Origin of the sequence: Pseudomonas sp. EA_35y_Pfl2_R5 (assembly GCF_963970805.1) — a bacterium.
Taxonomy (GTDB): Bacteria; Pseudomonadota; Gammaproteobacteria; order Pseudomonadales; family Pseudomonadaceae; genus Aquipseudomonas.
Map to the genome: position 1 here is coordinate 772158 of NZ_CAXAOW010000001.1, position 26967 is coordinate 799124.

The following is a 26967-nucleotide window of genomic DNA, read 5'->3' on the forward strand; positions in this document are numbered from 1 at the left end:
CGTACGACACCGTAGCGGCCAGGCATCGTCCTGGCCGCTGCGTTTCCAGTGAGACCTGCTTCGCCAAACATTGATAGGCATCGCGAAAAACCGCGAGTGCGCACGGCTACCCAGGCCTGGTCTGGGTTAGAACTGCGCAGTGGTTCGATTCATGGACGAAACAAGAGGAACAACGAATGTTCGCCGCCGCCAACCAGACTCACTTCAGCCTGATGATCGAAGGTGTCAGCCACGATCTGCAGGTGCTCGAATTCAACGGTCGCGAGGCGATCAGTCAGCCCTTCGAGTTCGAACTGGAACTGGTTAGCGAACGTCCTGACCTTGATCTGGAAAGCCTGCTGCATCAAGCTGCCTTTCTCGCCTTCGATCAGGCCGGCCACGGCATTCACGGGCAGATCTACCGCGTCGCCCAGGGCGAGTCCGGTAAACGCCTGACCCGCTACCACGTCACCTTGCGCCCACAGCTGGCATACCTGGCGCACCGCACCAATCAACGCATCTTCCAGCACCTGACGGTGGAGAAGATCATCAGCCAAGTGCTGCAAGAGCACGGCATTCAGGCCAACGCCTACCAATTCCAACTCGGCTCGATTTACCCCGAACGTGAGTACTGCGTGCAGTATGACGAATCCGACCTGCACTTCGTTCAGCGCCTGTGCGAGGAAGAGGGTATCCACTACCACTTTCAGCACAGCGAACAAGGCCACGTACTGACGTTTGGCGACGACCAAACGGCCTTCCCAAAATTGGCACCAACGGCCTATCAGCAAGACAGCGGCTTGGTCGCCGACAAGCCAGTAATCAAGCGCTTCGGTGTGCGTGTGGAAACCCGTTCAAGCCGGGTGACCCGCCGCGACTACGACTTTGTAAAACCTAAGCTGCTGATGGAAGCGGACGCCAAGAGCGACTTCAAACCCGACCTCGAGGATTACGACTACCCCGGCCGTTTTGTCGACCGTGAGCGCGGCAAACACCTTAGTCAGCGCATCCTCGAACGCCATCGTCACGATTTCGAACTGGCGCAAGGCGACGGCGATCAGCCGCTGCTGGTCAGCGGCCACTTTCTGGCGCTGACCGAGCACCCGCGCGCCAGCTGGAACGACCTTTGGCTGCTTACCGAAATCCACCACGAGGGCAAACAGCCGCAGGTGCTGGAAGAGTCGGTGACCAGCCACACCGAGGCCAGCGATGGCTTCCAGCAGGGCTACCGCAACCGCTTTACCGCCACGCCCTGGACAGTGCTATATCGCCCACCGCTCAACCACCCGAAACCACGCATCCTCGGCAGCCAAAGCGCCGTGGTCACCGGCCCGCCGGGTGAAGAAATCCACTGCGACGAATACGGCCGCATCAAGGTGCAATTCTTCTGGGACCGCGAAGGCCAGGCCGACGACAAAACCAGCTGCTGGCTGCGCGTGAGTTCAAGCTGGGCTGGCGACCGTTACGGCGGCATCGCCATCCCGCGCGTGGGCATGGAAGTGTTAATCACTTTCCTCGAAGGCGACCCCGATCAACCGCTGGTCACCGGCTGCCTGTACCACGCCGAACACGTGGTGCCCTACGAACTGCCGGCGAACAAAACCCGCAGCCTGTTCAAAACCCTCAGCAGCCCCGGCGGGGGCGGCTACAACGAACTGCGTATTGAAGACAAAAAAGGTGCCGAGCAAATCTACCTGCACGCCGAGCGCGACTGGGACGAGAACATCGAGCACGACCAGAAAATCCGCATCGGCAACGAGCGTCACGACACCGTCGAAGCCAACAGCTACAGCGAATTCAAAGCCGAAGAACACCGCACCATCCACGCCGACCGCAAGAGCGAAATCAAAGCCAACGACCACCTCACCGTTGGCAACAACCAGCACATCAAAATCGGCACCGGCCAGTTCATCAACGCTGGGCAGGAAATCCACCTTTCCAGCGGCCAGAAAGTCGTGCTTGAAGCCGGCAGCGAACTCACCTTCAAAGCCGCCGGCAGCTTTATAAAACTCGACGCCAGCGGCATCACCATGGTCGGCCCTGTAATCAAAATCAACTCCGGCGGCGGCCCGGGCAGTGGTTCGGGGGCATCGCCGATTCTGCCGGGAATGGTTAAGCCGGCGGATGCGGATGTGCCGGGAGCGTTGCTTAAGCAGCGTCTGCGTGAGGATGTTCCAATTGTAGAGCTGTGCCAAAAGCCCAAGGGCGGTACACCCATGCAATGTCCGCTGACGGATTGCCCCTGTAGAGCGGCTTTGAGCGGGGGCGCAGGAGCATGACAGTTTCTCAGCGCTGGTTATTGCTGGAGTACAAGGATGATCTGCTAGAGAGGCTTTACCGGTCGGGTAGTAATCCCGATCCGTATCGACTATTCGATGATACTGAGCTTACGTCCTATGCCGATCACGGCCCGCTATTGGTCAATGCGGCCGAAAACTCCGCGATTGCCGATGACTTTATTGCACGGCCGGATGATTGGGCGGGGCTGCAGATCGACAGTTCTCAACCTTTGCACGCGGTGTTGCGGCATCTGCGGCATATCCTGTTTGTCGGTTTTGATAGTGAGCGAAAGGGCGTGCTGCGCTATTCCAGTCCGCGCACCGCGAGCTACTTCTTTCCGGCCCTCGAAGAGGACGAGCTGTCCACCTGGCTTGGTCCTATTCGCAGGCTCAGTTGGCACTCGGCTACCTGGCGCGAAAGCGCAGCGCAGCAAGCGCATTGGTACAGCCGGGAGAACATGAGTGCAGATCAATGGCAACCGCTCGATGAGCGGAGTCACTTTCACTTGGGCAAAAGTCAGACCGAAGCGTTGCAACGCCAGCAAACCGAGAAGTTCCTGTTCCACTGGTGGCAGCAGCAATCTCAGCTTTCCTTCGACCAAGCCTTTGCTTACTTGGAAGAGGGAATGCAGAACGGCTTTTTTGCTGCGGACTCACTGAGCACGTACTTGGATATTCGCAGCGTCCGTCGTGGAGCATTGCCATCCGGAGCGCTGCCGCATGGCAGTGACGAAGTCCGTTTAGACCACCTCAGGACCCGCCTAGAACGCAGTGCGACTGACAAGGAAAGCCACGCATGAGCGCAAATGTATCCGCCCTAAGTGCAGGGGCTGCCTGCGAGCCAGGCAAACTCATTGTTCAGGTAGTGGGGATTAATCATCCGCCAGGGCAGCGAGTCGTTATATACGATCAAGCCGACCATGAGTTGCAGGAGTGGCTGACAAACCAGGATAAACCTGAGGTTAAGGCCGACGAGACCTTTAGTAGTGTGTTGCATATATGGGATTGGGAGGCTCAACCCAAGCGCCACCTCTGGCTGGAGATCGCCACCAGCAGCGGAGCGCCTATCCGCATACCGCTATTGGACGACGTGCGCATTACGCCGCGCCAGGATGATCAGCAATGGAATCAGATTGTCCCGGTGATCCCCTTCTGCGCGTTACCTGGCAGTAAGAGCATTTACGATCTGGGTATGCCTGTTCTGGCTCGTCCGGGTTTTATCTACGTTTTTTATCAGGGCAAGTTGTGGCGTGAGCTTGAGGTTCGCAGCCAGGATGGCAAAACCAACTTTCACGACATTCATGTCGCGAGCTTCCGTCAGGGGCAGGGTTTCAAATCGGGAGTGCGCCAAGCTATCGGGCAGGCGCTCGAAGAAATATGGCTGCCTTCGCAGTGGAACAACCTGAACAAGACCGACATACAGTTGTGCTTTTCAGAAGTACAACTCAGCGCCGCGCGTTTGCAGCGCCTGGAGCAAGACAAGGGCTTGCGTCGCCAGCGCTGTCAAAGCCCAGACCTGCGCGTGTCGCGGCGCGACTTCAAACGCAACTTTGCCGGCCAGCCCCAAGGCAAGGAGATGCTCGATGCCTTCGCCGCATTTGATGTTCATGATTACGCTAACCAAAACGTAGTGGGTAAGGCGCGCGTTGCCCGATTGAATCTGGAGATCAATGCCTTCCCGATCAGCATGGCGGCGCCGCAACGTCCACGTGAGCCTGGCTATGAATGGCAGCTGGAGCATCCTGGGCGTTATATCTGCGACCTAGGTGGACAGTTCCCGCTCGATAGCAAGAAGGCCGCACAGGCTCATCTCGATGGCTGTGAAAAAGGCACTGTGCAGGAAAACCCGCATTTGCTTGAGCTCGGAGCCTGGAGCTATTGCCTGGGTGAATTGATCAAGAAGAATCAGCCACCATCCGGGCAACAGCCAAGTGCCAAGCCCACTCAAGAGACGAACGAAGCTGCGCTTTGGGATGCACAACCTGCAGTGAATGATGTGTTGAGCAGCGCCCGCACCCGGCAGATCTGTGGGGTGTTGCTGGATGACAATATGCATCGCATGCGTCACCTGCTGACGCGTATCAATAGCCAGCAGCACGCGCTCGGGCTCTGCGCACAACGCGCCAGCCAGCATGCCAACCACGGCAGTGCCTTGCTGCTGCAACAGCTGGTCGTACCGAGCAGCCTGGGTGGTCAGAAGAACCCTCTGCACCAGGCGCTGGAGAAAATCACGGAGCGCGGCAAGCGCGATATCAATCGCTTCACCGCCACTCAAGAGCGAATCATGCTGTGGCGACAGTTGGGCGGCGTGCAGGATGCCCTCAGCGAGCACCTGGGCAAGGCTGAATTCCAACAGACCCTTGCCGATCATTTGAGCCTCGATGGTTTTGATTACCTGGCCGCGTCATTTTTTGCCAGCCAAGTATTTGCCGCCATCGCCACCGGCCCAGACCAGAGCGACCCGCTGGCGGTCAACTGCGACCTCACCGATGCCGTCAAGGGATACAGCCTGTATCGGCCCAAGGCGACACCGGGGCAAAAGTTGCTCAGTGAAATTGCCAGCAACATCAAGCACCCGCTGCACTTAATGTTGTGGCCGGATATCGATCATGAAACGCTGTATGCGCCTTACCAAGCGCCAGCAAGCAAGGACACTAATCGGGGTGATGGTCATTTCCGCTCCGGCGATCTGGCCCAGTTCGAGACCCAAGGTGCGCCCAAGGCTCAGCAGCGCACGCTGGATGCGGCCATGCTGGCGGGTTTGATGGCCGCGGGCAGCTTGAACAGCAGTTTCACGGCGCAGCTCAAGGCGGGTGCCAGCACGCTGGTCAATATTTACGAGAGCCTGGAAGGCGCCGTGCAGACGGCACAACGTGCCGTGGATAGCGCCAGTGACAGGCTGCGACCCTTGCAAGCCGAGGTGCAGGCCCGCACGCGTGCCCAGGCCCAAGCAAGTGCAGACTACGCGCAGCAGCGCACGGCGCTGGGCGCACAAGGCCGGCGCATCGATGTGACCCTGCACGGTCAGAGCCTGGGCCGGTTGCGCAGTACCCTACCTGGGCAATTTGGTAATGCGATCTGGGTACGCAGTGGCAGGGTTAGCGTCCGCGATTACTACATATTCGGCCTAGAGGACCTACCCAGTACTGCGGGCCGCACCACACGTTTTTATGGTGAGTACCTCGACGCCGAGGGCAACCGCCTGGGCATGACCAACGGTCGGCAGGCCGCCCGGGCGGGCCTCAACCAAACCAGCGACCATCTGCTGGTGGCCATTCCGCGCAACAGCACGACCGCCAGAATGATCAGCGCACTGAACCAGCAGTTCCATCAGGTCAGCCAGGCCGCCGTGCGCACGCAAGCCGCCGAGGGTCGTTTGGCTCGTGCCGAAGGGGTATTGCAAAGTGCTGTGGATGATCTCCAGGCCCGCCGCGGTGGTAAGGCATTCCGTGTGCTCAACGCCACTCCGTTTTCCGCAGGGGTCTTAATGTTGGAGCTGTGGAATGTGCGCTCGGAAATCAACTCTTACCAAGCCAACAGTATAGAAAAAAGCAAAACTCGAGCTCTTGGCGGAGTAGTGGGGGCAGGTATTGACTGTGTTATTGCCATGGAGGCACTGACGGTCAAGTTCGTTAGCAATCAGTCCATTCTGGCGTCGGCGAGAAAGGTGTTGTTTACAATCACTGACGATTCAATGGGGCGGGCATTGGGGACAATACTAGGGCAAAAACTCGGCACGCAAATCACCACTCGTTTGCTCGGCCAAGTGTTTGCGGGCTTTATTTTTGTCGGCCTTAATCTCTATGACACCTGGTATGCCTGGCAGTGGGGCGACGACGCCATGTGGGGTTATCTGCTGATGGCCGGTGGCGGTGCTCTCGGTTTGGTCGCCGGGGCATCCTCAGCGGCCCCTGTGTTTCTCTTTAGCCCTTTGGGTTGGGTCGCCTTGATCCTGATAGTCGGCGGGGCCGGGCTGGCCTACTGGCTGAGCAGCGCGCCCATAGAAGACTGGATGGCCAGCGGCCCGTTCAGCGACAGCACTTCAGGTTCAACCGCCTACCTGCGCGAGCCACAAGAGGCGTTCTACCGATTGCTCGGTTTGTTTGCCGGAATCCGCATCAGTGTCGGCAAGAACCCGGACTACAACCCCCAGGCCAAACTCGACGCCAGCAGCCCTATCCCATTTGCCGTTAGCAGCGCCAACACCCGGGTTCGTATCGAGAGCAACCTGCCCGGCCTGGTTTCGCAGCTGGGCAGCGTCAATATCAAGGTAGAGTGCCGCTTGCGTACCACCCAATCCTCCTACTCCCATGGTGGTAGAGTCTCGCGCTCAAGCGTGGGTGCAACGCAAAAACCAGTGGCCCAACGGCCTTGGTCCAATGGCTTGGAGTTGTTCTTCAAAAGCCCGGAGGCGACCAGTGCCAGCCAAATGGGCGCATTGCTCAGCACCACCTACAGTTGGGCGGTCAAAGCGCAGTTCCAGTTGGCCGAGCCTGGGGGCAAAAGCTGGTATTTTCCCGCCCCTGCGCCGAAAGCGCTCGTACCGGTCAGCGAAGCTAAAAAAGCGCCTGACTTCGCTAATGCCGAACAACCTTTCTGGGCCAGCGAGCAAACCCATAGCGCACCGGATAATACAAAGTGACCATGGATAACACCTACTACGCCAACACCGCCTATAACCCGTCGCACATTCCCAAGCAGCCAGCCTCGGCCGAGCGTTCCTGGCTAGGTAAGTTCGCCAAAACTCGTTTGCCTTGGGGTCACACCCAAGAAGTCGCGCCGGAAAGCATCCTGCAAGATCCCACGCCCAAGAGCCTGCGTTTCTGGGAGGAGTTCGACAAGAAGAAAGCAGAAGAAAAAGCCCTCGGCACCTATAAGCCGCGGCCTTTTGAGGGAGTGGATACGCACGGGGTGCTTGATCATCAGCGCTTTCGTCATGCCCTCTTGTCCAAGCGCTCGCACTTCTGGATGCTCATGTGTGGCGGCGGGCGCTTTCTTTTCTACCTAAATATTCTTTTGTCTATTTTTACTTATACCGTTGCAGTTACGCAGTCATATGATCCATGGATGAAAACAACAATAGACACTGTTCCTTTTTTTGCTTTCCTTCTGGGCGTTCCTCTAATTTGCTGGGGGCTAGGTTCACTAGTTATCAATAAATTCCCCCGCCTATGGTTTAAACCTTCTCGCGGCCCGATCTGGGAACTCAATCGTCGCTCCGGACTGGTCACCGTGTTCGATTACGACAATAACGGCGAATACAAGAAGCGCGGCAGCATCGGTGAAATCACCGCGCCTTTCTATGAGTTCGATGCCTATATCAGCACCTCGCCGGATCGTCAGGGTTTGCCAATGAACTTTCTCTACCTGGCCCACCGCTACCGCGACATCACCCTCAATTTCAGTTCGTTGGTTGCGCCCGACCGCACCCCAGAACTGCCTTGCGCGCTATGGGATTTTTTGCAGAACTATATGGACACCAGCCGTCCACTGCAGGAGCTGCCCTGCTTCGAGAAGTACCGCACGCTCGATCCGGTCACCGCTGTCTACGACCAGCAAACGGAGCGCAACCCCCGTTATTGGATCGATATGGACGACGCGACCTTCGCCGCACAACTCGAGGATATGTTCAAACGTATTAACGCCATAGACACCCTGAGCCGCCCCAACCTGATGGCCCGGTATGTTGCCTATACCGACTGATGACTGAGCTCTACTACGCCAACACCGCCTATAACCCGGTGCATATTCCCAAGCAGCCAGCCTCGGTCGAGCGTTCCTGGCTAGGTAAATTCGCCAAGACTCGCCTGCCCTGGGGCCGCACCCAAGAAGTCGCGCCGGATAGCATCCTGCAAGACCCCGCGCCCAAAAGCCTGCGTTTCTGGGAAGAGTTCGATAAGAAGAAAGCAGAAGAAGAAGCCCTCGGCACCTATAAGCCAAGGCCTTTTGAAGGAGTGGATACGCACGGAGTGCTCGATCATCAGCGCTTTCGTCATGCCCTCTTATCCAAACGCTCGCACTTTTGGATGCTTATGTGTGGCGGCGGGCGCTTTCTTTTCTATCTCATTCTTGTTTTATCTGCTTTTACTTATGTCGTAGCTGTTACCCAATCATATGAATCGTGGCAGCGGACGACGGAGCGGTTTATTCCATTATTTTTATTGTGTGCAGGAATACCACTGCTTTGCTGGGGGGGCGGTTCATTAGTTATCAATAAATTTCCCCGCTTATGGTTTAAGCCTTCTCGCGGCCCACTCTGGGAGCTCAATCGTCGCACCGGTCTGGTCACTGTGTTCGACTATGACAATAACGGAGAATATAAGAAGAACGGCAGCGTCGGCGAAATCACCGCGCCTTTCTATGAGTTCGATGCCTATATCAGCACCTCGCCGGATCGTCAGGGCCTGCCGATGAACTTCCTGTATCTGGCTCATCGCTACCGCGATATCACCCTCAATTTCAGTTCGCTGGTCGCCCCCGACCGCACGCCCGAGTTGCCCTGCGCGTTGTGGGATTTTTTGCAGAACTATATGGACAGCAGCCGTCCGTTGCCGGAGCTGCCCTGCTTCGAGAAGTACCGCGCGCTCGACCCGGTCACCGCTGCCCACGACCAGCAAACGGGGCGTAACCCGCGTTATTGGATCGACATGGACGATGCGGCCTTTGCCGCACAACTCGATGACATGTCCAAACGCATTAACGCCATCGATACCTTGAGCCGCCCCAACCTGATGGCCCGGCATGTTACGTACAGCGACTGATGGCCGAACCCTACTACGCCAACACCGCCTATAACCCGGCGCGCATTCCCAAGCAGCCAGCATCGGCCGATGCGTTCTTGGCCAGTGACCCAGCGCAAGCTGCCTGATGGCCGCGAGCTGTATATGAACACACCACCTTCACGGCGCTGGACGGGTAATCTGCGCGACCGCAGCCTGTATCACGAGTGGCTGGTACGGGCACAATTGCGCCTGTCGCTGGATACCGGCGAAGAGGGCGGCAGCCCCGGTGAACTCCTCTGGCTATTCCCTGCAGCGCCTATCAGAAGCGGCAAGGTTGACCCAGCCAAGGCACCCGCCGCCAACTTTAACCAGACCGACGTTCCCTTCTGGGCCGATGAGAAGACCCATGCTGAATCCTGACTCTTTTTACAGCCCCAACGCCTACAGCCCGGAACAGATTCCTGACCAGTCGCCAGCGGAGAAACAGCCCTGGCTACGCCGCTTTGGTAGCATGCGTTTACCCTGGGGTAAAACTCAGGATCTGGTTCCAATTGATATATTGAGCAATTCAAAACCCAGTGAACTGCGCTTGGTAGAGTCAGTTAAAAAAGAAAAAGCGGAGCAGCTAGAACAAGGCACCTACGTTCCCAAGCTGCTGGAACATTTGGATCTGCATGCTCGGCTTGATAACGAAAAGGTCAGGCATGCCCAGCTACCTGCAAGCTCAAAGTTTTGGATATATATGCAGGTAATTGGGAAGGGGGGGCAATAATAACCCCCATAATGTTTTTTTCCTGCCTAGCAACTGCATCAATCATGGATGGTAATTATTTTTCTTCATTAGTTGATGTGTTTCTAGAAACCTCACTATATACTTCCTTCCCACTGTTAATGATGTGGGGTATTGGCTCGTTTGTCATTTATCACTTCCCCAAACTCTGGATAAAACCCTCCAAAGGCCCACTCTGGGAATTTAACCGCCGTACTGGGCTAGTCACCGTCTTCGATTACGACAATAACGGCGAATACAAAAAGAGCGGCAGCATCGGCGAAAAGGTCGCGCCGTTCTACGAGTTCGATGCCTATATCACCGTTACACCGGATCGCCAGGGCCTGCCCAACAATGTGCTGTGCATTGTCCATCGCTACCAGGATATCTGGATCAATATGGCTAACTTCGTTGGTGCCAGCGGCAGCACCTCCGTGCCCTGTGCGCTCTGGGACTACCTGCAGAACTATATGGATATCAGCAAACCCCTGCCGGACACCCCGGAGCTGGAAGCCTTCCGCCACCTCGACCCCACCACCGCCGAACACGACCGCCAAATCGGCCGCGAGCCACGCTACTGGCGCGACATGGACGATGCGACCTTCAAGGCCAAGGAGCGCGAAATGACCGAACGCATCCCACAGATCGATACCTTCAGCCGCCCCAACCTGATGGCCCAGCATGTGAGCTATGGGAGTTGAACGACAGCCGAAAATAAATAGGCTCGCTTTCCGCTCCGGTAAGCAATATCGGCCCAACACTCAACACCAGCTTTTTCACATGACACACACACCAAGGAACAGGTATGACTCTACGTCTCGACAAGCAAATGCTGGCGCGTATTTACCGTCACGGTCTTTCCAGTTACTCCAGTGCCATGCGCTGGAGTTCGACTCTGATGACATTCGGTTTGACCTTTACGGGGTTGCTCAAACTCAATGGAGGGCAGGATCTGCTGTTGATATTGGTCGTCAGCTTTTTTGTGGGGGGGCTGATTTACTGGTTGAGCGCTCCGAAAGACCCTCTGCGCAGCGGTGATCCGTATATCGAATTCCAGCGCAATGCTCTGCACCTGCGCATGCTGTGCGATAACCAGCCTATCTGGCAGGAAAAGCTGCCGCGTAAGCAGATTGCATCGGTGGCTCCTTATCAGCAGCAAGGTTGGTTATTCAGTCGCGATTGCGGCCTGGTGATCGAGGACCACGAAGGCAAACAATGGCGCTTGGCGTTGAAGCTATCGAGGGCGGAGCTGGAGCGGTACAGCCAGACACTCCAAACGTCCCTGGAGCCATTGGGTTATTCCCTGGACAAGCTGCGCCGTTTTCAGCCCTGAGCCCGGCCATGCCGCGCCAGTGGATAGGTGCGATAGGGGTCTCAAACTGAGCATCCAAAGGACAAGATATAGGGAAATAGGGAAATAGGGGACAGACCACGATTATTCCAGTCTGGTCTAATCTTCTAGCGCCATTCTATGGAAAAGGAGTTTCCATATGCCGCGTCGAGCGCGTGTGCTGTTGCCGGGAGTCACGTTGCACTTGATTCAGCGGGGGAACAATCGTTCGGCCTGTTTCTTCGCGGAGGAAGATTACCTGTTCTATCTGGAGCACCTTGCGGATCAGGCAAGAAAGCATGGCTGCGCGATCCATGCGTGGTGTCTGATGACCAATCATGTTCATCTGCTGTTGACCCCGGCCAAGCCAGAAAGCGCCGGAATGCTGATGAAGGAGCTTGGACAGCGCTATGTGCAATACATCAATCGTACTTATCGTCGCAGCGGCACTTTATGGGAAGGTCGCTTCCGCTCCTGCTTGATGCAGGAGGACAGTTATGTCCTGGCTTGCTATCGATACATTGAGATGAACCCGGTGCGGGCTGGAATGGTGGAGCATCCGGCGGAATATCGTTGGTCGAGTTATCGGGCGAATGCCCAGGCGGAGCAATCGGCATTGATCACGCGACATTCTTTGTACCAAGCGTTGGGCGAGGCGGATGGGGCGCGTGCGGAGGCCTATCGTGAGCTGTTTCGGCATCAGCTTGATCCTGGCTTGGTAGATTAGATCCGTTCGGCTACCAACGGGAACTATGCACTTGGCAGTCCAAGATTTACGGCAGAGGTGGAGCGAGTGCTGGGTCGGAGGGTGACCCGCGGGAAGCCGGGGCGACCAAAACAAGTTGCTGAGGTTGACTGAAACCGTGGTCTGTCCCCTATTTCCCTATTTCCCCGCTACGCGGATTGAGAAACGTAAAATGCCGGAACTCAGGTTCAGAGATCGATGGGATAGGTTGGAAATTGGCTGCTTGAACTTAATTGTGGGCAGCCTGTTTTGTTTTGCCCCTTTTGCGATTGTGTGGAGTGGGGTAGCGAAGCTCATCAAACCATCGCACGCGTGCCTGAACATGAGGGGTATCTCGCTTTGCGGCGAGGGGGTGGTAGCAGAGCACGCTTTTTATCAGGTAATAATTGGGCTGCTGTTTAGCTGGGTGTCTGTTCGCATAATTTATGCTGTGGTGCGAGAGTATTTAAAGCCGTTACCTGGCAGGCTATTTTTTGTGTTAGAACATAGTCGTCATGTCAAAATAATAAATTTCTCACGAGAAAGTGATGATATATATATGGAGGCCATGCATATACGAGAGGATGGATATGACATCTCAAAGATAAAAATTCACTTGCGCGGCATTACGAGCTTTTCATGTAAAACAGAAAAATTTAATGTTGGCGACGCCGGTTATTTGTTTCGGCCCGGCGCGATTTTCCACTTTAGTCCCAGTGTCTCCAACCAGAGCAGCAATAGCTGTAATCTGAGTTTTACTTGGCATTTCAATTCAAAAATTTTGAAAGGCAGACTGGTAATAGAGGCCGTCTCGTCGTCGGTTTCTCGACTTTACCTAAGGTGAGTGTCAGTCCCTTCCATGAGTTCGATGCCTATATCAGCAGCGGCCCAGACCGCCAGGGGTTGATCTGGCATCAACTGCATCTGGTGCATCGCTATCACGACCTGGCCATCGACCTCAGCCCCATCGTGTCCAAGGACTCCAGCATGGCGCCGCAGTTCGCCGCCTGGGACTTTTTGCAGAACTACATGGACACCAGCCGCCCGCTGCCGGATATCCCGCTGTTCGAACAGCACCGCGCCCAGGACCCGGTGACCGCCGAGTACGACCGCCGCACTGGGCGTAAAGCGCGTTACTGGCGTGATATGGACGATGCCACCTGGGAAGCTCTTGTGATGGGAAACCTGGCTCGGGTCAATGCCTATGACATCACTGGCCGCCTGAATCTGAGGACTCAGCATGTGCGTTATACCGACTGATCCGGGCATGGCGCGGAAGAATAATTGGAGATGACAGTGGGTAAGGGCTGGCCAGTTCAAGCCAGCCGCTCTTCTTCACGCCGCGATTAAATGCTCCAAAGAAGAAACTTGCGATAAGCAATCTGGAGTGTTCCGGTTCTGCTCAATACCGTCCTGTTCTGAGTCTAGCCTCGCCCTCATGGTGGTTGAGTATCGCCGCAGCGAGCTACAGGTTTTGTACTTCTAGCGTGGCTGTTTAAGGCCTTTCCCCTCCCTGCAACAACTCCGGCTTCTCCCTCTGCAGTTTGCTCTGCAACATTTCCAGTTGCTCCAGCGCTGCGCGAGCTTCGTCGATTTCGTTGGCGTTGCGTTCGCCGGACTGCGCGGCTTGTTCGATACGTTCGCGGATGGCGGGGATCTGCTGCACGCCGCCGGCAAAAGCCATAAGTTGGTCGCGGGTTTGTTGTTCTTCGAAGGCGCTGTACTGCGCCGGATCGGCCAGCTGTGCGGCGGATGCGGGCTGGCGGGGTTTGAGTTGGCCGACGGCCGGGCTGCGTGGGTCGCCTTGGTCGGCCATTAGCTGGATCAGCATTTGCGCTTCCTGGGCATTCAGTTGCGGTTCGCTGGGCGGTGCTTCCACAGGTTTTCCTGTAGGCGTTGGGATTGCTGCTGGCTGCTGTGTTGGCAGCGCGGCGGGCATTTCGGGCAAGTGGATGGCCGGGTTGGCCGGCGTTGCAGCCTGTGCTGCAACGGTTGGCGAAGTGTCGGCCAGGGGCGTGCGCACAACTACGATGGTCACCGCGGTGATCACGCCGAGCAGGCCGATGCCGAGCCAGGCCTTCATAGTCCTTCTACCTTGGCGTTGGCCAGCAGAGCGTCGACGCGGGCCTGGAAGGCTTGAGTCAGCTGTTCCTTGGCGACGGCCTGGTTGACCTCATAGCGCACGCTGGGATCGCTGAGTGGCAGCTGTCGATCCTCACGGCTGCGTACCTGGACGATCTCGAATGCGCCGTCGATCAGCATCGGCTGGGAAATGCTGTCCGCCTTCTGCAGCAGGGCGGTCTTGCGCAGAAAATCCAGTTGCGCATCCTGCGGACGAATCAGGCCGAGGTCGCCGGGCGGCGTGTGGCTCTTGGTATCGGCCAGTGAGTAGCGGCGCACGGCTTCATCGAAGCTAAGGCCCTTTTGCAGTTCGGCATACACCCGGTCGGCACTGGCTTGATCGGCCAGGCGGATATGGCTGGCCTGCACTTGGGCAACGTTGAGGTAGAGCTGCAGGTTGCGCTGGTAGTAGGCCTCGGCATCCGCATCACTGACCTGGCTGGCGCGTTCGCGCAGGCTGGCGGTTTCATGGTGGAAGTCGTTGTGCAGACCAAGCTGGTGCAGGTACTTGTGGCGGATGAGTTTGTCGCGCACCAGCTGGCGGATGCCGGCCTGTTCGTCCGCGCTAAAGCCTTTCTCTCCGAGTTGATACCAGAGGTAGTCACGCAGGGCCTGTTGGCGCACCTGTTCGGCCAGGTACACCAGGTTGCCCTGTTGCAGCTCCACTCGACCTTGTACGTTGTCGCCCTGATACAGCTCCAGCAGGTTCAGACGCTGTTCGGTCTGACTGGGGAACTGCCAGCTGATGAGCTGTACCTGCGCGGCGTCTGCCTGCTGTTGGGGGCTCAATTGCAGGCTATCGAGCACTACGCCCTGCGTTTGGGTAGTCAGCACCTGGCGCAGGCGCGCGCTGCTCAGAGCCTGTGGCTGGCGCAGAAAGGGCCGTACATCGTGGTCGAATTGACGACCATAAACTTGCTCGATCAGGTTGGCCGCCTCGCGCTCGACCAGCGCATCCAGATCGCTGCGGTATTTGCTGCTCAGCTCGGCTTCCACCTCGCGGGCCAGCAGGTGGTTTTCTGCCAGCCCCGTGCGTAGCAGGCGCAGGTCGGTATTGAATTTGACCCGGGTCATGGCCTGCTCCAGCAGGCCAATGCTTTTGCCGGGCAGGCGTTCACCGTTGATGCGTATGTCCTGGCTGCCCAGGGCTGACAGGCAAATGCCGGTCAGCCCCAGTATCAGCAAACTGCGCTGGATGATCGCGCGCACCTTACAGGCCACCCTGGCCGTAGAAGGTATTGGCACCTTTGGTCAGCACGCTGACGGTGAGGGCGATGGACTCGGGAATCAGCTCCTTGGCAACCTGCAGGCGGGTGGCGTAGCTGGTGTCGTAGAGCGGTTCGGGGCGCTGGTAGGCAACCTGGGCGGTCTGGGTCAGCAGGTCGCGGATCGGCTTCTGCGGGTCATAGCTGCCAACCCTGTTGGCCACGGCGGCGATATTGTTCAGGCCTTCGCTGAAGTAGTGGTCGTCCACCCAGCCTTCCCAGCCGGAGTGACCGTTGCCCGAGGTGACCCAGGCGTGGTGCGGCTGCGCGACATCACCGGTGGTGTGCAGCGAGTAACCGATGGTTTGCAGGGATGGGGCGTTCTTGAACTGATCGAACCAGTACTTGGCCAGGTTATCGATGGGCTGGAAAGCCGCCGTCTGAAAGTCACCGTAGTGCGTCTGCCAGTTGGAACTGGTGCCCTGGCGGTAGTGCGCCTCAGTGGTGTCGAAGTCACTCTTCTTCAGCTCGCGGTTGTACAGGTAGACCATGGCATACCAGTCGACGTCACCGCTCCAGCTGCCATCCACCTTGCGATAGCGGTAGTCGTAACCGCCGTGGTCATTGCCATGGGCGTCGCCCTGGCGGGCCATGTTGATGAAGTGCCAGTAGGAGGTGTAATTGACCAACGATGCGGCGGCGCCATACACCGGCGCATGCTCGTAACCGACCCACCAGCCACCCAGGCGGGTGTCCTGGAAATCATCGACGTCATAGGCTGCTTGGCCGAGTATTTCGCCAGCGCGGGCTTCGCTGCCGGCGGCACCGACGTAGAACTGGTAGGCACGTTTCATCTCGGGCGTGGCGTGCGCCGAGTTGAGGAAGGCCAGGGCGTCTTTGACGATGTTCTTGTGCGTAGGTTGCGACCAGGCGCTGGCATGACTGGCACTAAAAGCCAGGCCTAGACCAACGACCAGGGAGGTGAGGGTTTTCATAGGGAAGGCGCTCTTTTGTTGTTGGAGTTGAGCAGTATTAGCGGGCATTGATGGCAAAACTGTTGCAATGCCGCACGCCAACTTAAAGCCTATGCACCGGGTTGGCTCAACCCAACTAAGGTTTGGTGGTATAGACCAATTTCATTGCGCGCCTTGTGCCGCGCCGCTGTTTCTATGGTGCAAAGCCGCCTGGATACTGAGGCATTGGCGACCTGAACCAAGCTGCAGAGTGTGAGCGGTGTCTCGTATTGCTGCGGCGCATATCACCGACAATGCCGCGCCGGCCAGGCCGCCGCCTCCTCCTGGCTACCCCATTGCCTCAATCCTCAAGGACGATGACCATGAAACTGCAGTTCTCCCTTTGCGCCCTTGCGCTCGCTACCTTGCTGTCCGGCTGCCAGAACATGAGCCCTGACGCCATGCTCAATACTGGGCTGCAAGCCATGCAGGCCGCCACGCTCAGCGATGCTGAAGTGAAGACCATGGCCGATGAAGCCTGCGTGCAGATGGACGCCCAGTCGCCCATCGCGCCGGCCGATAGCACCTACAGCAAGCGCCTGGCGACGATCGCCAGCAACCTAGGCAGCCAGGTCAATGGCACGCCAGTCACCTACAAGGTTTACCTGACCGATGAAGTGAACGCCTGGGCCATGGCCAACGGTTGCGTGCGCGTATACAGCGGCCTGATGGACCTGATGACCGACAACGAAGTGGAAGGCGTGTTGGGCCACGAGATGGGCCACGTTGCCCTCGGCCACACCAAGAAGGCCATGCAGGCGGCCTACGCCACCTCGGTCGCTCGTGGCGCGATTGCCTCCTCCGGCAACAGCGCTGCCATGGCACTGTCCAGCTCGCAACTGGGTGATTTGGGTGAGGCGCTGATCAACGCGCAGTTCTCCCAGTCTCAGGAAGGCGCTGCCGATGACTTCTCCTTTGATCTGCTGAAGAAACGCAACGTTCCGCTGCAAGGTCTGGCCAGCGCCTTCGACAAGTTGGCCCAGCAGGGCGGCGGCGAAAGCAGCATGTTCGACTCCCACCCAGGCTCGGCTGAACGCGCCGCGCATATTCGCCAGCGCATCTCTGCCGAGAAGTGATCGACGACGGGGCCGCAGTAGCGGCCCCATCGGTTTCAGGCTTTATCCCCGCCAGGCTCTCCTCTAGCAGCCCCGTCTACAACCACTCGCAGACTACTCATCGGCCGCTTCCTGGCTATGCAGGGCACCGGTTTCGTTGCTTTCCAGCACCGCATAGGCGCTTGAGCAGAACAACGAGTTAAGGCGCTTCATATCGGCGATCAGCTCCATGTGCAGGCCGCTGGTTTCGATGCTCTGCACCACTTGGTGATGCAAACGGCCTACATGCGAGTGTGCCAAACGACGTTCCTGGGCGCGGAAGCGGCGTTTTTCGCGCAGCAGCTGGCGGGCGCTCTCCTGGTCGCCCGAAAGAAATACCGATAGACCCAAACGCAGGTTGGCGGTGAGCTGCTGATGCAGGCTGGCCAGCTCTGCCAGGCCGCTGTCGGAGAAGGAGTGACGTTGCGCGGTTTTCTGATCCTGCACCTTGCCGAGCATGCGCTCGATGATGTCGCCGGCCTGCTCCAGGTTGACCGCCAGTTCGATGATCTCTGCCCAGCGTCGGTTGTCGTGGTCGCTTAGGGCTTCGCGCTGGATTTGCGCCAAGTAGAGTTTTACCGCGCTGTAGAGTGCATCGACATCATCATCGAGGCGGCGCAGCTCCTTGCTCAGTGCCGTCTGCCCGCCCTGCAGCACCTCTAGTAGATGGCTGAGCATGGTCTCGATCAGGTCGCCGATACGCAGGGTTTCGCGCACCGCATTGGCCAGTGCCAGGCTCGGCGTGGACAGCGCGGTGGGGTCGAGATGACGCGGGCGAGCCACGCCGTTTTCATCCGGGCGATCCGGCAGCAGCCAATTACAGAAGCGCGCCATCAGCCCAACGCTGGGCAGCATCAGCAGGCAGCGCAGGCTGTTGTAGAGCACATGAAAGCCGATCACCAGTTCTTCGGGGCGCCAGTTAAAGCTGTCCAGCCAGTTGGCCAGCGGGGTGAGAAAGGGCATCACCAGCAGCAGGCCAATCAACTTGTACAGCAGGCTGCCCAAGGCTACGCGTCGCCCGGCGGGGGTTTGCAGGCTGCTGGTAAGAAAGGCCAGCACGCCGCTGCCGATATTCGCACCGATCACCAGGCCGATAGCCACCGGCAGGCTGATCAGCCCTGCGCCGGTGAGCATGGCGGTGAGCAGTACGGCGGCCAGGCTGGAATAGGAGATCAACGCAAACAGCGCGCCGACCAAGGCATCCAACAGCAAGTCGCCGGTCAAGGAGGCGAATAGCACACGAATGCCCTGCTCCTGGGTGATCGGCGTGGCGGCGGCCACGATCAGCTCCAGTGCCAGCAGCATCAAACCCAGACCAATGGCGACACGGCCGAGCTGTCCGGCGCGGGTTTGCTTGCGTGAGAGAAAGAAGATCACCCCGAGAAAGATCAGCAGCGGGCTCAGCCAACTCAGGTCGAAGGTCAGCACGCGGGCCATCAACGCGGTGCCGACATCCGCACCGAGCATGATTGCCAGCGCTGGCGTCAGTGCCATCAGCCCCTGGGCGACGAAGGAGGTGACCAGCAGCGCGGTGGCGTTGCTGCTTTGTACCAGTGCGGTCACGCCAATACCGGCGGCAAATGCCATGGGCCGCTTGCTGACGTTGTGGCTGAGCACCTTGCGCAGGTGTGAGCCGTACACCCGCAGAATGCCGGTACGGACGATATGAGTGCCCCAGATCAGCAGGGCAATGGCAGACAGTAGATTCAGCAGGGTCAGCATCGCGCATCTCCCTGACGCGGGCCGCCCCGAGGGGCAGCAACAGGATGCGACGCCTAGGCTTTGGCCGTGAATCCGTAGAGTAGGTGTCGCGGGTAAGTGGATGGCCTGGTTGGATATTTTTTACCGAGGCTCACTTTATTTTTAGCTGCGATATGCCATTGGCGCCAGCCGCACGCGCTGCGTTAGCGCTCTGGCAGGTGTTAGCGTGCGAGCCGTTCGGCCAACTCCAGCAGGCTGGCGGTCTGTAAATCCGGTTCAATACCCCAGGGATCAAGCACGCTGTTCGCGCTGCGTTTGATCCAGGCACAACGCAGGCCGGCATGCGCAGCGCCGAGTACGTCGAAGGGGTTGCTGGAGATCAGCCAGGTCTCGGCAGGGGGACTTTGGGTGCAGCTGAGCAGGTGTTGGTACACAGCTGGGGCCGGCTTGAAGCTGCGCACATCCTCAACGCTGATCACCTCGTGAAACACATCGAGCAAACCAGCCTGTGCCAACAGCGCACGCACAGCACTGCGACTGCCATTGGAGAAGGCATACAGCCGCGCGCCCTGCGCTCGTAGCAAGGTCAGTGCTGCAGCACTGTCGGCAAATGCGGGCAAGTGCGCCCAGGCGTCGAGTAGCTGTTGTTGAGCTTGCGCATCAAGCGGCGCTTGCTCGGCAGCGCAGGTGTAAGCCAGGGCCTCGCGGGTGCACTGGGAGAAGTCTACATAAGCACCCATCAGGCCACGGCGGAAGCTGTACTCCAGCTGCTTGTCGCGCCAGTGCCGGTAGAAGTCCTCGGCCTTGGGGCCCAGCCATTGGCGCAACTGACGCACCACATCGCTGGGGTCGATCAGGGTGCCGTACACATCGAAGGCCAGAGTGGCGGGCATGGGTTTTCCTCGGTGCGCTGATGACGTTGCAGGATGGCAGGAAGCGCAAGGCTGAACACTAGGGCTTTGGTCGCAGCCGGCACAGTTGGGCTGCTGCGACACCCGCTGTCGCGACATGCCGTCAGGCTGATCGAACTGGTAACCTAAACCGATTGAACGAATGCGACCCTGCCCATGCTCACCCTCTACCACGCAGCAGATCTGGAAACCCTTGGCGAGCTGGCCACCCGCTTGCTGGCCACGCCGATGCGCGAGCCGTTTGCCCCGGCATTGGTGGTGGTGCCGAGCCAGGGCATGGGTCGCTGGCTGACGCTGGAACTGGCGCGCAAGCAGGGCATTGCCATGCAGCTGGAAGTGCAGCTGCCGGCCAAGTTTGTCTGGGACTTATCGCGCCTGGCGCTCGGCCAACTACCGGAGCAATCGGCCTTCAGCCCCAGCAGCCTGAGCTGGCGTCTGTATGACTGGCTGTGCGAGCAGGCCAACTTGGCCGAGGCACCGCGTCTGGCGCATTACCTGGACGGTGGTGACGAGCGCAGAAGGCTGTCGCTGGCGCTGAAGATCGCCGACGTTTTCGACCAGTACTTGCTGTATCGCGACGACTGGCTGGCGGCTTGGGAGCGCAACGAGCTGCTCGACCTCGGCCCCGATGAAGCCTGGCAGGCGCTGCTCTGGCGCGAGCTGACCAAGGACGGCCACCCGCACCGCGCGCGCCTGCTTGAAGACTTGCTGACCCGCCTGTATGACCCCGCCCCTCTGAATGACCTGCCTGAGCGGGTGCTGGTATTCGGCATCAGCAGTCTGCCACCGCACCATATGCGCGTGCTGGAAGGGCTGGCGCGGCACACCGAGGTGGTGATTTTCGCCCTCAACCCGTGCCGCGAGGCCTGGGGGGAAATTCGCGACATTCGCGAGCTGGCGCGGCAGCCGGAGGCGAGCCCCGAGGATTGGTATCTGGACGTTGGCCACCCGCTGCTGGCGAGTCTGGGCAAGCAGGGGCGTGACTTCTTCGACAGCCTGTTCAGCCTGGCGTCCAGTGAAGGCAGCCAAGAACTCGGCCTGTATTCCGAAGATGACGCCCTGCACGACGACAGCCTGCTGCACGCGCTGCAGAACGACATCCTGCGTCTGCACACCCGGCAGCCGGATGAGCGCCTGCAACTGCGTGAGGATGACCGTTCGCTGGAGCTGCACATCGCTCACTCGCCGCTGCGCGAAGTGGAAATTCTGCATGACCAACTGCTCGCTCGCTTTGCTGCCGACCCTGAATTGACCCCTGATCAAGTGGTGGTGCTGACCCCGGATATCGAGCGGTATGCGCCCTATATCGAAGCGATTTTCTCTGCCAAAACGGGCGCCCCGCGTGAAGGTGTGGGGCGCAGTAGCACGCCGTATATCCCGTACAGCCTGGCCGACCGCAGCCTGCGTGCAGAAATCCCGCTGATCGAAGCCTTCCTCAGTTTGCTGGCGCTGCCAGACAGCCGCTTTACCGCCGAAGAAGTGCTCACCCTGTTGGAGCAACCGGCGCTCGCCCGTCGTGCCGGGATCGAGGCCGAAGACCTGACCCTGCTGCGCGACTGGCTGCGTGAGGCGGGTGTGCGCTGGGGGCGGGATGACGCGCACCGCGAGCAGCTAGGTTTACCAGCGGATGCCGCGTTCACCTGGCGCCAAGGGCTGGACCGCCTGCTACTGGGCTTTGCCGCGCCGCCGCAGCTTGCGGGTTTGAATGCGCCGTTGCTCGGCAGCAGTTGGCCGCTGGATGCGCTGGAGGGTGGCCGTGCGCAACTGCTGGGGCGGCTGTCCGGCTTTGTCGAGGGCCTGGCTGCACTGGCGCAGAGCCTGCAACGGCCCCGGCCTTTGGCCGAGTGGGCGCAATCGCTGCAAGTGCTGATCGATCAGCTGTTTGACGAGCGGGAAGCCGGTGACACCTTATTGCTGTTGTCCAAGGCCTGCGCCGCCTTGCAGGAGCAGGCCACGGCCTCCGGCGTCGAGCGCCCGATTGAGCTGGCGTTGATCCGACAGCAACTCACGGCGGCATTGGAGCAAGGCAGTGCGGCCTCGGGCTTTCTCACCGGGGCGGTGACCTTCTGCACCATGGTGCCGATGCGTAGCCTGCCGTTTCGCCTGGTCTGTTTGCTGGGTTTGGATGACGGTGCACTGCCACGGCGCACCCCGGCCGCCGGCTTCGACCTGATCGGGCAGAAGCCCCGGCGTGGCGACCGGGCGCGGCGGCTGGATGACCGTTATCTGTTGCTGGAAATCCTGCTTTCGGCGCGCGGCGGCCTGTACCTCAGCTATGTCGGTCGCGACCCGCGCAGCAATGCCGAGCTGCCGCCCTCGGTGCTGGTCAGCGAGCTGCTGGATGTGGTCGATCTCACTGCGGTCGACAGCAGCGGCCCGGCTAGCGCCCATATCACTCACCACCATCCGTTGCAGCCCTTTGCCCCCGGCAACTTCGCCGGTGCGCGGCATGCTGGCTTCGCCGCGCCCTGGTTTCATGCGGCGCAGCGTTTGAGTCAGGCGGTGGAAACGCCAGCGCCCTTTGCCAGTCCGTTGGATAAGCCGGATGAAGATTTGCCGGGCGGCGTTCCGCTCACTATCGAACCCAGCCAACTGATCCACTGCTTTAAACACCCGGCGCGCTACCTGCTGGAGCAGCGCCTCGGTCTGCGCCTGGCCCAGAGTGACGAAGCCTTGGCCGGTGATGAGCCGTTCAGTGTCGAGTGGACCAGCCAACATGGCTTGCGTCAGTTAGCCTTGCAGGCTGTTGAGCGCGGCTGGAGTGAGCGTGAAGAACGTGCCGTGGCGGCGGCATCCGGTTGGTTGCCGGTGGGCGAGTTGGGTCAGGCGCACTGGGGGCAGATCCGTGGGCCAATCCGCGCCTTCGCCCCGACCCTGTTCGACGAGCGCCCCGAGGATGCCGCGCAACCGCTGCTGGTGGATATCGAACTGGCCGGCGTGCGCATTCACGGCTGGCTGGATGGGGTAACGAGTGAGGGGCTGTTTGACTATCGCCTGCGCGATCTTGGCGCATGGGAGCTGGCGCCGTTCTGGTTGCGCCACCTGCTGCTCAACTGCGCGGCGACGCCGAGCATCAGCCGCGAGAGCCGCCTGCTGTCGCCGAAAAGCGAATGGCGGTTAGGGCCGTTGGCTGATGCCCGTGGCCTGCTGTTGCCGTGGCTGGAAGCCTACAAAAGTGCTTTGTGCGAGCCGCTGCCGCTGTTCGCCAAATGCAGTTATGGCTTCGCCCGCAAATGGCGCAAGCCTGGCAAAAAGGAGCCAGTTGATGCCGCCCGCAGCGAAGCGCGGCTGATGTGGCAAGGCAACGACTACATGACGGGCGAAGGCCAAGACTCCTGGAATGCCCTGGCCTTCCGCGACCGCGAGGCGCTGGATGAGCGTTTCGAGGCGTTGGCCGAGCAGCTCTACGGCCCGGCGCTGGACGCCCTGCAAGGCAGTGACGAGGACGAGGCATGAGTGGCGCAGCGTTAAACCTATTGCACGACAGCTTCAGCGGCCGCTCGCTGATCGAGGCCAGTGCTGGTACCGGCAAGACCTGGACCCTGACCGCGCTCTACGCCCGCCTGCTGCTGGAGAAAAAACTCAGCGTCAGCCAGATTCTGGTGGTGACCTTTACCACCGCCGCCACCGCCGAACTGCGCGAGCGTATTCGCAAGCGCTTGGCCGAACTGCTGGCGGTGTACGACAACGGTCCGAGCGCGGATAAGTTGCTCAATGAACTGCAGGCGCAGTACCCGGACGCCGCCAGCCATCGACGGTTGCTGCTGGCGGTGCATGGTTTTGACGAGGCGGCGATTTTCACCATTCACGGCTTCTGCCAGCGCGCCTTGCAGGATGCCGCGTTTGAGGCCGGCGGTGACTTCGACAACGAACTGACCCACGATGATCGTGAAATCATCGACGCGTTGCTGGCTGACCTGTGGCGACATGAATTGGCGGCGGCAGAGCCGGAGTGGGCAGCGTTTCTGGTGCAGCAGAAAATCACCCCGCAAAGCCTGCGCAAGCGTTTGCGTAGTCACTTGGGTAAGCCCTATCTGCGTATCGAGCCACAGCCGGGCACACACAGCGACATGGCGCCACTGCGTGCCGCCTGGCAACAGGCGCAGCGCCTCTGGCTGGGCGAGAGTGCCGCTTGGCTGGAACAGCTCAAGGCCTTCGACGGTTTCAAGAGCAATATGTGCAACGCGGCCAAATTGAGCGTCTGGCAGGCTGAGCTGGATGGCTATTTCAGTGATGCCGCTGCGCTGTTCAGCAAGACTGAGGCGCACCGCCGCCTGGCTCGCGAAGGGTTGAACAAGGCCAGCAAGAAAGGTTGCGAAGCACCGGCCAATCCACTGGCCGCCGCCTTGCAGGAACTCTGTGATGCCCTCGATGCGGCGCAGCCAGAAGCCGAACAACGCCTGATCGACCTGCAAGTGCGCTTGATCGGTCAGCTCAATGAGCAGCTGCCCGCGCGCAAGGCGGCCCAGCGACTGCTGGCCTTCGATGACTTGCTCAACAAGCTGCAGCAGGCGTTGCAGGGCGAGGGCGGCGAGCACCTGGCGGCTACCCTGCGCGCGCAATACCCGGTGGCGCTGATCGATGAATTTCAGGACACCGACCCGGTGCAGTACCGGGTGTTTCATCGTATTTACTCTGACCCTGAGCGAGGAACTGACGCAGTCAGCACGGCGCGCAGTAGCCAGGAGGGTGATCTGTGTTTTGTTGGCGACCCGAAGCAGGCCATCTATGCGTTTCGCGGTGCCGACCTAGCGACCTACCTGCAAGCCCGCAGCGAAGCCGCGCGCCAATACAGCCTGACCACCAACCACCGCTCCACCCCTGAGCTGATCGCCTCACTCAATCAATTGTTCAACCGGCCCATGCCGTTCGCCGAGCCGGGCCTGGCCTATCAACAGGTCGGCGCCAGCGATAAAGAGCGCCCACAGTTGGTGTTGCCGGCGGTTGAGGCTGAGCAGGACGCACCGCTGGCGCTGGTCTGGCTGGATAACGATTACCTCGGCAAAGGCGAAGCCGGCGCTTTAGTCGCCCGCGATACCGCACGGCGGATTGCCTCTGTGCTGGCGGCCAGCAGCCGTGGCGAGGCGTACTTTGCCCAAGACAGCACGCGCACGCCGCTCAAGGGTGGCGATATTGCCGTGCTGGTCGCCAGTCACCGCCAAGCCAGTGAAGTCGCTGCAGAGTTGGCAGCACGCGGCGTGCCCAGTGTGCGCCGCGGTAAAGAGAACGTCTGGCACAGCGAGGAAGCGGATGAGCTGAGTGCGGTGCTGGCCGCTTACGCCGAGCCGGGGCGCGAAGGCGCGTTGCGTTATGCCCTGGCCAGTCGCTTGCTGGGTCGCAGCGCCGCCGATCTGGCCGCCTGCTCGGAAGATGCTCACGCCTGGGACGCTGAGCGCGAAGCGGCCGAGCGCTATCACCAGCTCTGGCAGCAACAGGGCTTTATGCGCGCCTTCCGTGCCTGGCTGGATGAGCAGAAAGTTGCTCAGCGCTTGCTCGCTCTGGTCGATGGTGAGCGCCGTTTGACCAACCTGCTGCACCTGGCCGAATTGCTGCAAACCGAGAGCCTGCAACGTCCTGGTCTGGAGCCGCTGCTGAGTTGGTTCAACGCCCAGCGCAGCGCCGAGGCCCACGGCGAAGAAGCCCTGTTGCGCCTGGAGAGCGATGCCGAACGGGTGCAGATCGTCACCATCCACACCTCCAAGGGCTTGGAATATCCGTTGGTGTTCTGCCCCTTCTTGTGGGACGGCGCGTTGCTCTATCAGCACGAAGACATCAACTGCCACGCCGACGACGGCACGCCGTTGCTCGACCTCGGCAGCGAGCAACTCGACGTGCACCGCGAGCGCGCCCGCCATGAGCGTTTCGCTGAGAAACTACGCCTGACCTACGTGGCCCTGACCCGCGCCCGTGATCGCCTGTGGCTGCACTGGGGGCCGGTGGACTGCAAACCGAAGAAAGACGGCACCCTGAGCGAATCCGGCCTGCACAGCAGCGCCCTGGCCTGGCTGCTGCACGGTCGCGAATTGACGGGTGCGGATGCCTTGGCCGAGCTAGCCGGGCATCTGCAAACGCTCAGCCCGCAAGGCTTGCACGCAGAAATCCAGCAGCTGGTTGGCAGCAGCCACGGCCATATGAGCATCCAGCCGCTGCGTGAAACTGAGGCCAGCGCCGCCGGCGAGCAGCGCGCGCCAGCCCCGCAGCAATTGGCGACGCTGCAACGCAGCCTGTACAGCGCCTGGCGGGTCGGCAGCTTCTCCGGCCTGGCCGCCGGCATGCACATGGAAGCGCCGGACCGCGACGGCTTGGTGATGCCCGATGCCAGCGAACCGGGTACGGGCTTTTTTGCCTTTCCCCGTGGCGCGCGGGCCGGTACTTGCCTACACGCCATTCTCGAAGACTGGGCACGGGGCAAGGCCGCGCTGGCGGATTTGATTGAACCGGGGCTGAGCGGCCACGGCATCAGCAATGACTGGAACGCGGTGGCGCTGGAGCAGCTGCAACAGGTGGTCGACTGCGATCTGGATGGCCAAGGCTTGACCCTCAGCGGGTTGAATCCAACGCGGCGCTTGCCCGAGCTGGGTTTTACCTTCCCGGTGGCCGGGCTGGATATGCAGCGCCTGCGAGCGATTCTCAGTGATCCGGCCCACGGCCTGCCGGCGCCTATGCGTGATGCAGCGGCGCGCTTGGAGTTCGACAGCCTCAAGGGCTTTCTCAAGGGTTTTATCGACCTGACCTTCGAGCACGACGGGCGCTGGTACATCGCCGACTACAAGTCCAACTGGCTCGGCCCAGACGCCAGTTATTACGGCGGCGAGCGTCTGTTGCAAGCCCTGGCCGCCGAGCATTACTACCTGCAGTACCTGATCTATCTGGTGGCGTTGCGGCGCTTTCTGCGTCAGCGCCTGGACGATTTTCAGAGTGATCAACTCGGCGGCGCCTATTACCTGTTTCTGCGCGGCATGCCGAGCGCCGGGGTGTATTTCTCGCGGCCAGCTGATGGCCTGCTGGATGCGCTGGATAGCCTGTTTGCGGAGGGCAAATGATGCTGGTGGGTAATCCGTCAGGGATGTATTGCGTAGGGTGGATGACGCTCTTTTCATCCACCACGGTTAACGGTGG

General features: G+C 59.8%; 19 protein-coding genes. 14 read left to right on the forward strand and 5 right to left on the reverse strand.

What is annotated here, in order from left to right:
• The first annotated feature begins 176 nt into the window (after nt 1–176).
• From tssI to AACX99_RS03555, 11 genes are all read left to right on the forward strand, one after another.
• Nucleotides 177–2258 (forward strand): type VI secretion system Vgr family protein, encoded by a 2082-nt coding sequence (gene tssI / locus AACX99_RS03505; RefSeq protein WP_339409529.1) that lies wholly within the window; start codon nt 177–179, stop codon nt 2256–2258.
• A complete protein-coding gene (locus tag AACX99_RS03510) occupies nt 2255–3058 on the forward strand; it encodes a DUF4123 domain-containing protein (protein ID WP_339409531.1) in 804 nt (267 codons plus the stop codon). Before tssI ends, AACX99_RS03510 begins: the two co-directional genes overlap by 4 nt.
• On the forward strand, nt 3055–6900 hold the full coding sequence (locus AACX99_RS03515) for a toxin VasX (RefSeq protein WP_339409532.1): 3846 nt from the start codon (nt 3055–3057) through the stop codon (nt 6898–6900). Before AACX99_RS03510 ends, AACX99_RS03515 begins: the two co-directional genes overlap by 4 nt.
• Nucleotides 6901–6902: 2 nt before the next feature.
• A complete protein-coding gene (locus AACX99_RS03520; RefSeq protein ID WP_339409665.1) occupies nt 6903–7961 on the forward strand; it encodes a hypothetical protein in 1059 nt (352 codons plus the stop codon).
• Complete coding sequence (locus tag AACX99_RS03525) at nt 7961–9019, forward strand: hypothetical protein (RefSeq protein WP_339409534.1); 1059 nt, start codon at nt 7961–7963, stop codon at nt 9017–9019. The genes AACX99_RS03520 and AACX99_RS03525 overlap by 1 nt, the downstream gene beginning before the upstream one ends.
• Nucleotides 9020–9088: 69 nt before the next feature.
• Entirely contained in the window at nt 9089–9400 is a 312-nt protein-coding gene (locus AACX99_RS03530) for a hypothetical protein (RefSeq protein ID WP_339409535.1), read from the forward strand.
• Nucleotides 9387–9752, forward strand: a complete 366-nt coding sequence (locus AACX99_RS03535; RefSeq protein WP_339409536.1) for a hypothetical protein — start codon at nt 9387–9389, stop codon at nt 9750–9752. The genes AACX99_RS03530 and AACX99_RS03535 overlap by 14 nt, the downstream gene beginning before the upstream one ends.
• Nucleotides 9753–9871: 119 nt before the next feature.
• Entirely contained in the window at nt 9872–10450 is a 579-nt protein-coding gene (locus AACX99_RS03540) for a hypothetical protein (RefSeq protein WP_339409537.1), read from the forward strand.
• Between the two features lie 104 nt (nt 10451–10554).
• Nucleotides 10555–11082 (forward strand): hypothetical protein, encoded by a 528-nt coding sequence (locus AACX99_RS03545; RefSeq protein WP_339409538.1) that lies wholly within the window; start codon nt 10555–10557, stop codon nt 11080–11082.
• A 157-nt stretch (nt 11083–11239) separates the two neighbouring features.
• Nucleotides 11240–11806, forward strand: a complete 567-nt coding sequence (locus AACX99_RS03550) for a transposase (RefSeq protein ID WP_339409539.1) — start codon at nt 11240–11242, stop codon at nt 11804–11806.
• 837 nt (nt 11807–12643) lie between these two features.
• The gene (locus AACX99_RS03555) at nt 12644–13063 is read left to right on the forward strand and encodes a hypothetical protein (protein ID WP_339409541.1); all 420 of its coding nucleotides are present in this window, start codon (nt 12644–12646) and stop codon (nt 13061–13063) included.
• A gap of 235 nt (nt 13064–13298) precedes the next feature.
• On the opposite strand, the gene AACX99_RS03560 is transcribed toward AACX99_RS03555, so the two are convergent.
• Genes AACX99_RS03560 through AACX99_RS03570 form a run of 3 tightly spaced genes read right to left on the reverse strand, consistent with a single transcriptional unit; the run spans nt 13299 to nt 16124 of the window.
• On the reverse strand, nt 13299–13886 hold the full coding sequence (locus tag AACX99_RS03560; RefSeq protein WP_339409543.1) for a hypothetical protein: 588 nt from the start codon (nt 13884–13886) through the stop codon (nt 13299–13301).
• Nucleotides 13883–15133, reverse strand: a complete 1251-nt coding sequence (locus AACX99_RS03565) for a peptidylprolyl isomerase (RefSeq protein ID WP_339409545.1) — start codon at nt 15131–15133, stop codon at nt 13883–13885. Before AACX99_RS03565 ends, AACX99_RS03560 begins: the two co-directional genes overlap by 4 nt.
• 1 nt (nt 15134) lies before the next feature.
• Nucleotides 15135–16124 carry a hypothetical protein gene (locus AACX99_RS03570; protein WP_339409546.1) on the reverse strand — a complete coding sequence of 330 codons (990 nt, stop codon included), beginning with the start codon at nt 16122–16124 and terminating at the stop codon, nt 15135–15137.
• Nucleotides 16125–16465: 341 nt separating this feature from the next.
• Between AACX99_RS03570 and AACX99_RS03575 the strand changes: the two genes are divergently transcribed.
• Nucleotides 16466–17218: a M48 family metallopeptidase gene (locus AACX99_RS03575; RefSeq protein ID WP_339409548.1), complete on the forward strand. Its 753-nt coding sequence runs from the start codon at nt 16466–16468 to the stop codon at nt 17216–17218.
• A 93-nt stretch (nt 17219–17311) separates the two neighbouring features.
• Here AACX99_RS03575 and AACX99_RS03580 read toward each other — a convergent pair whose 3' ends face one another.
• Nucleotides 17312–18958, reverse strand: coding sequence for a Na/Pi cotransporter family protein (locus AACX99_RS03580; RefSeq protein ID WP_339409550.1), 1647 nt, complete (start codon nt 18956–18958; stop codon nt 17312–17314).
• Between the two features lie 200 nt (nt 18959–19158).
• Nucleotides 19159–19830, reverse strand: a complete 672-nt coding sequence (locus AACX99_RS03585; protein ID WP_339409551.1) for a haloacid dehalogenase type II — start codon at nt 19828–19830, stop codon at nt 19159–19161.
• 174 nt (nt 19831–20004) lie between these two features.
• Between AACX99_RS03585 and recC the strand changes: the two genes are divergently transcribed.
• Nucleotides 20005–23304 (forward strand): exodeoxyribonuclease V subunit gamma, encoded by a 3300-nt coding sequence (recC, locus tag AACX99_RS03590; protein ID WP_339409553.1) that lies wholly within the window; start codon nt 20005–20007, stop codon nt 23302–23304.
• On the forward strand, nt 23301–26891 hold the full coding sequence (gene recB, locus AACX99_RS03595) for an exodeoxyribonuclease V subunit beta (protein ID WP_339409555.1): 3591 nt from the start codon (nt 23301–23303) through the stop codon (nt 26889–26891). Before recC ends, recB begins: the two co-directional genes overlap by 4 nt.
• Nucleotides 26892–26967: the final 76 nt, after the last annotated feature.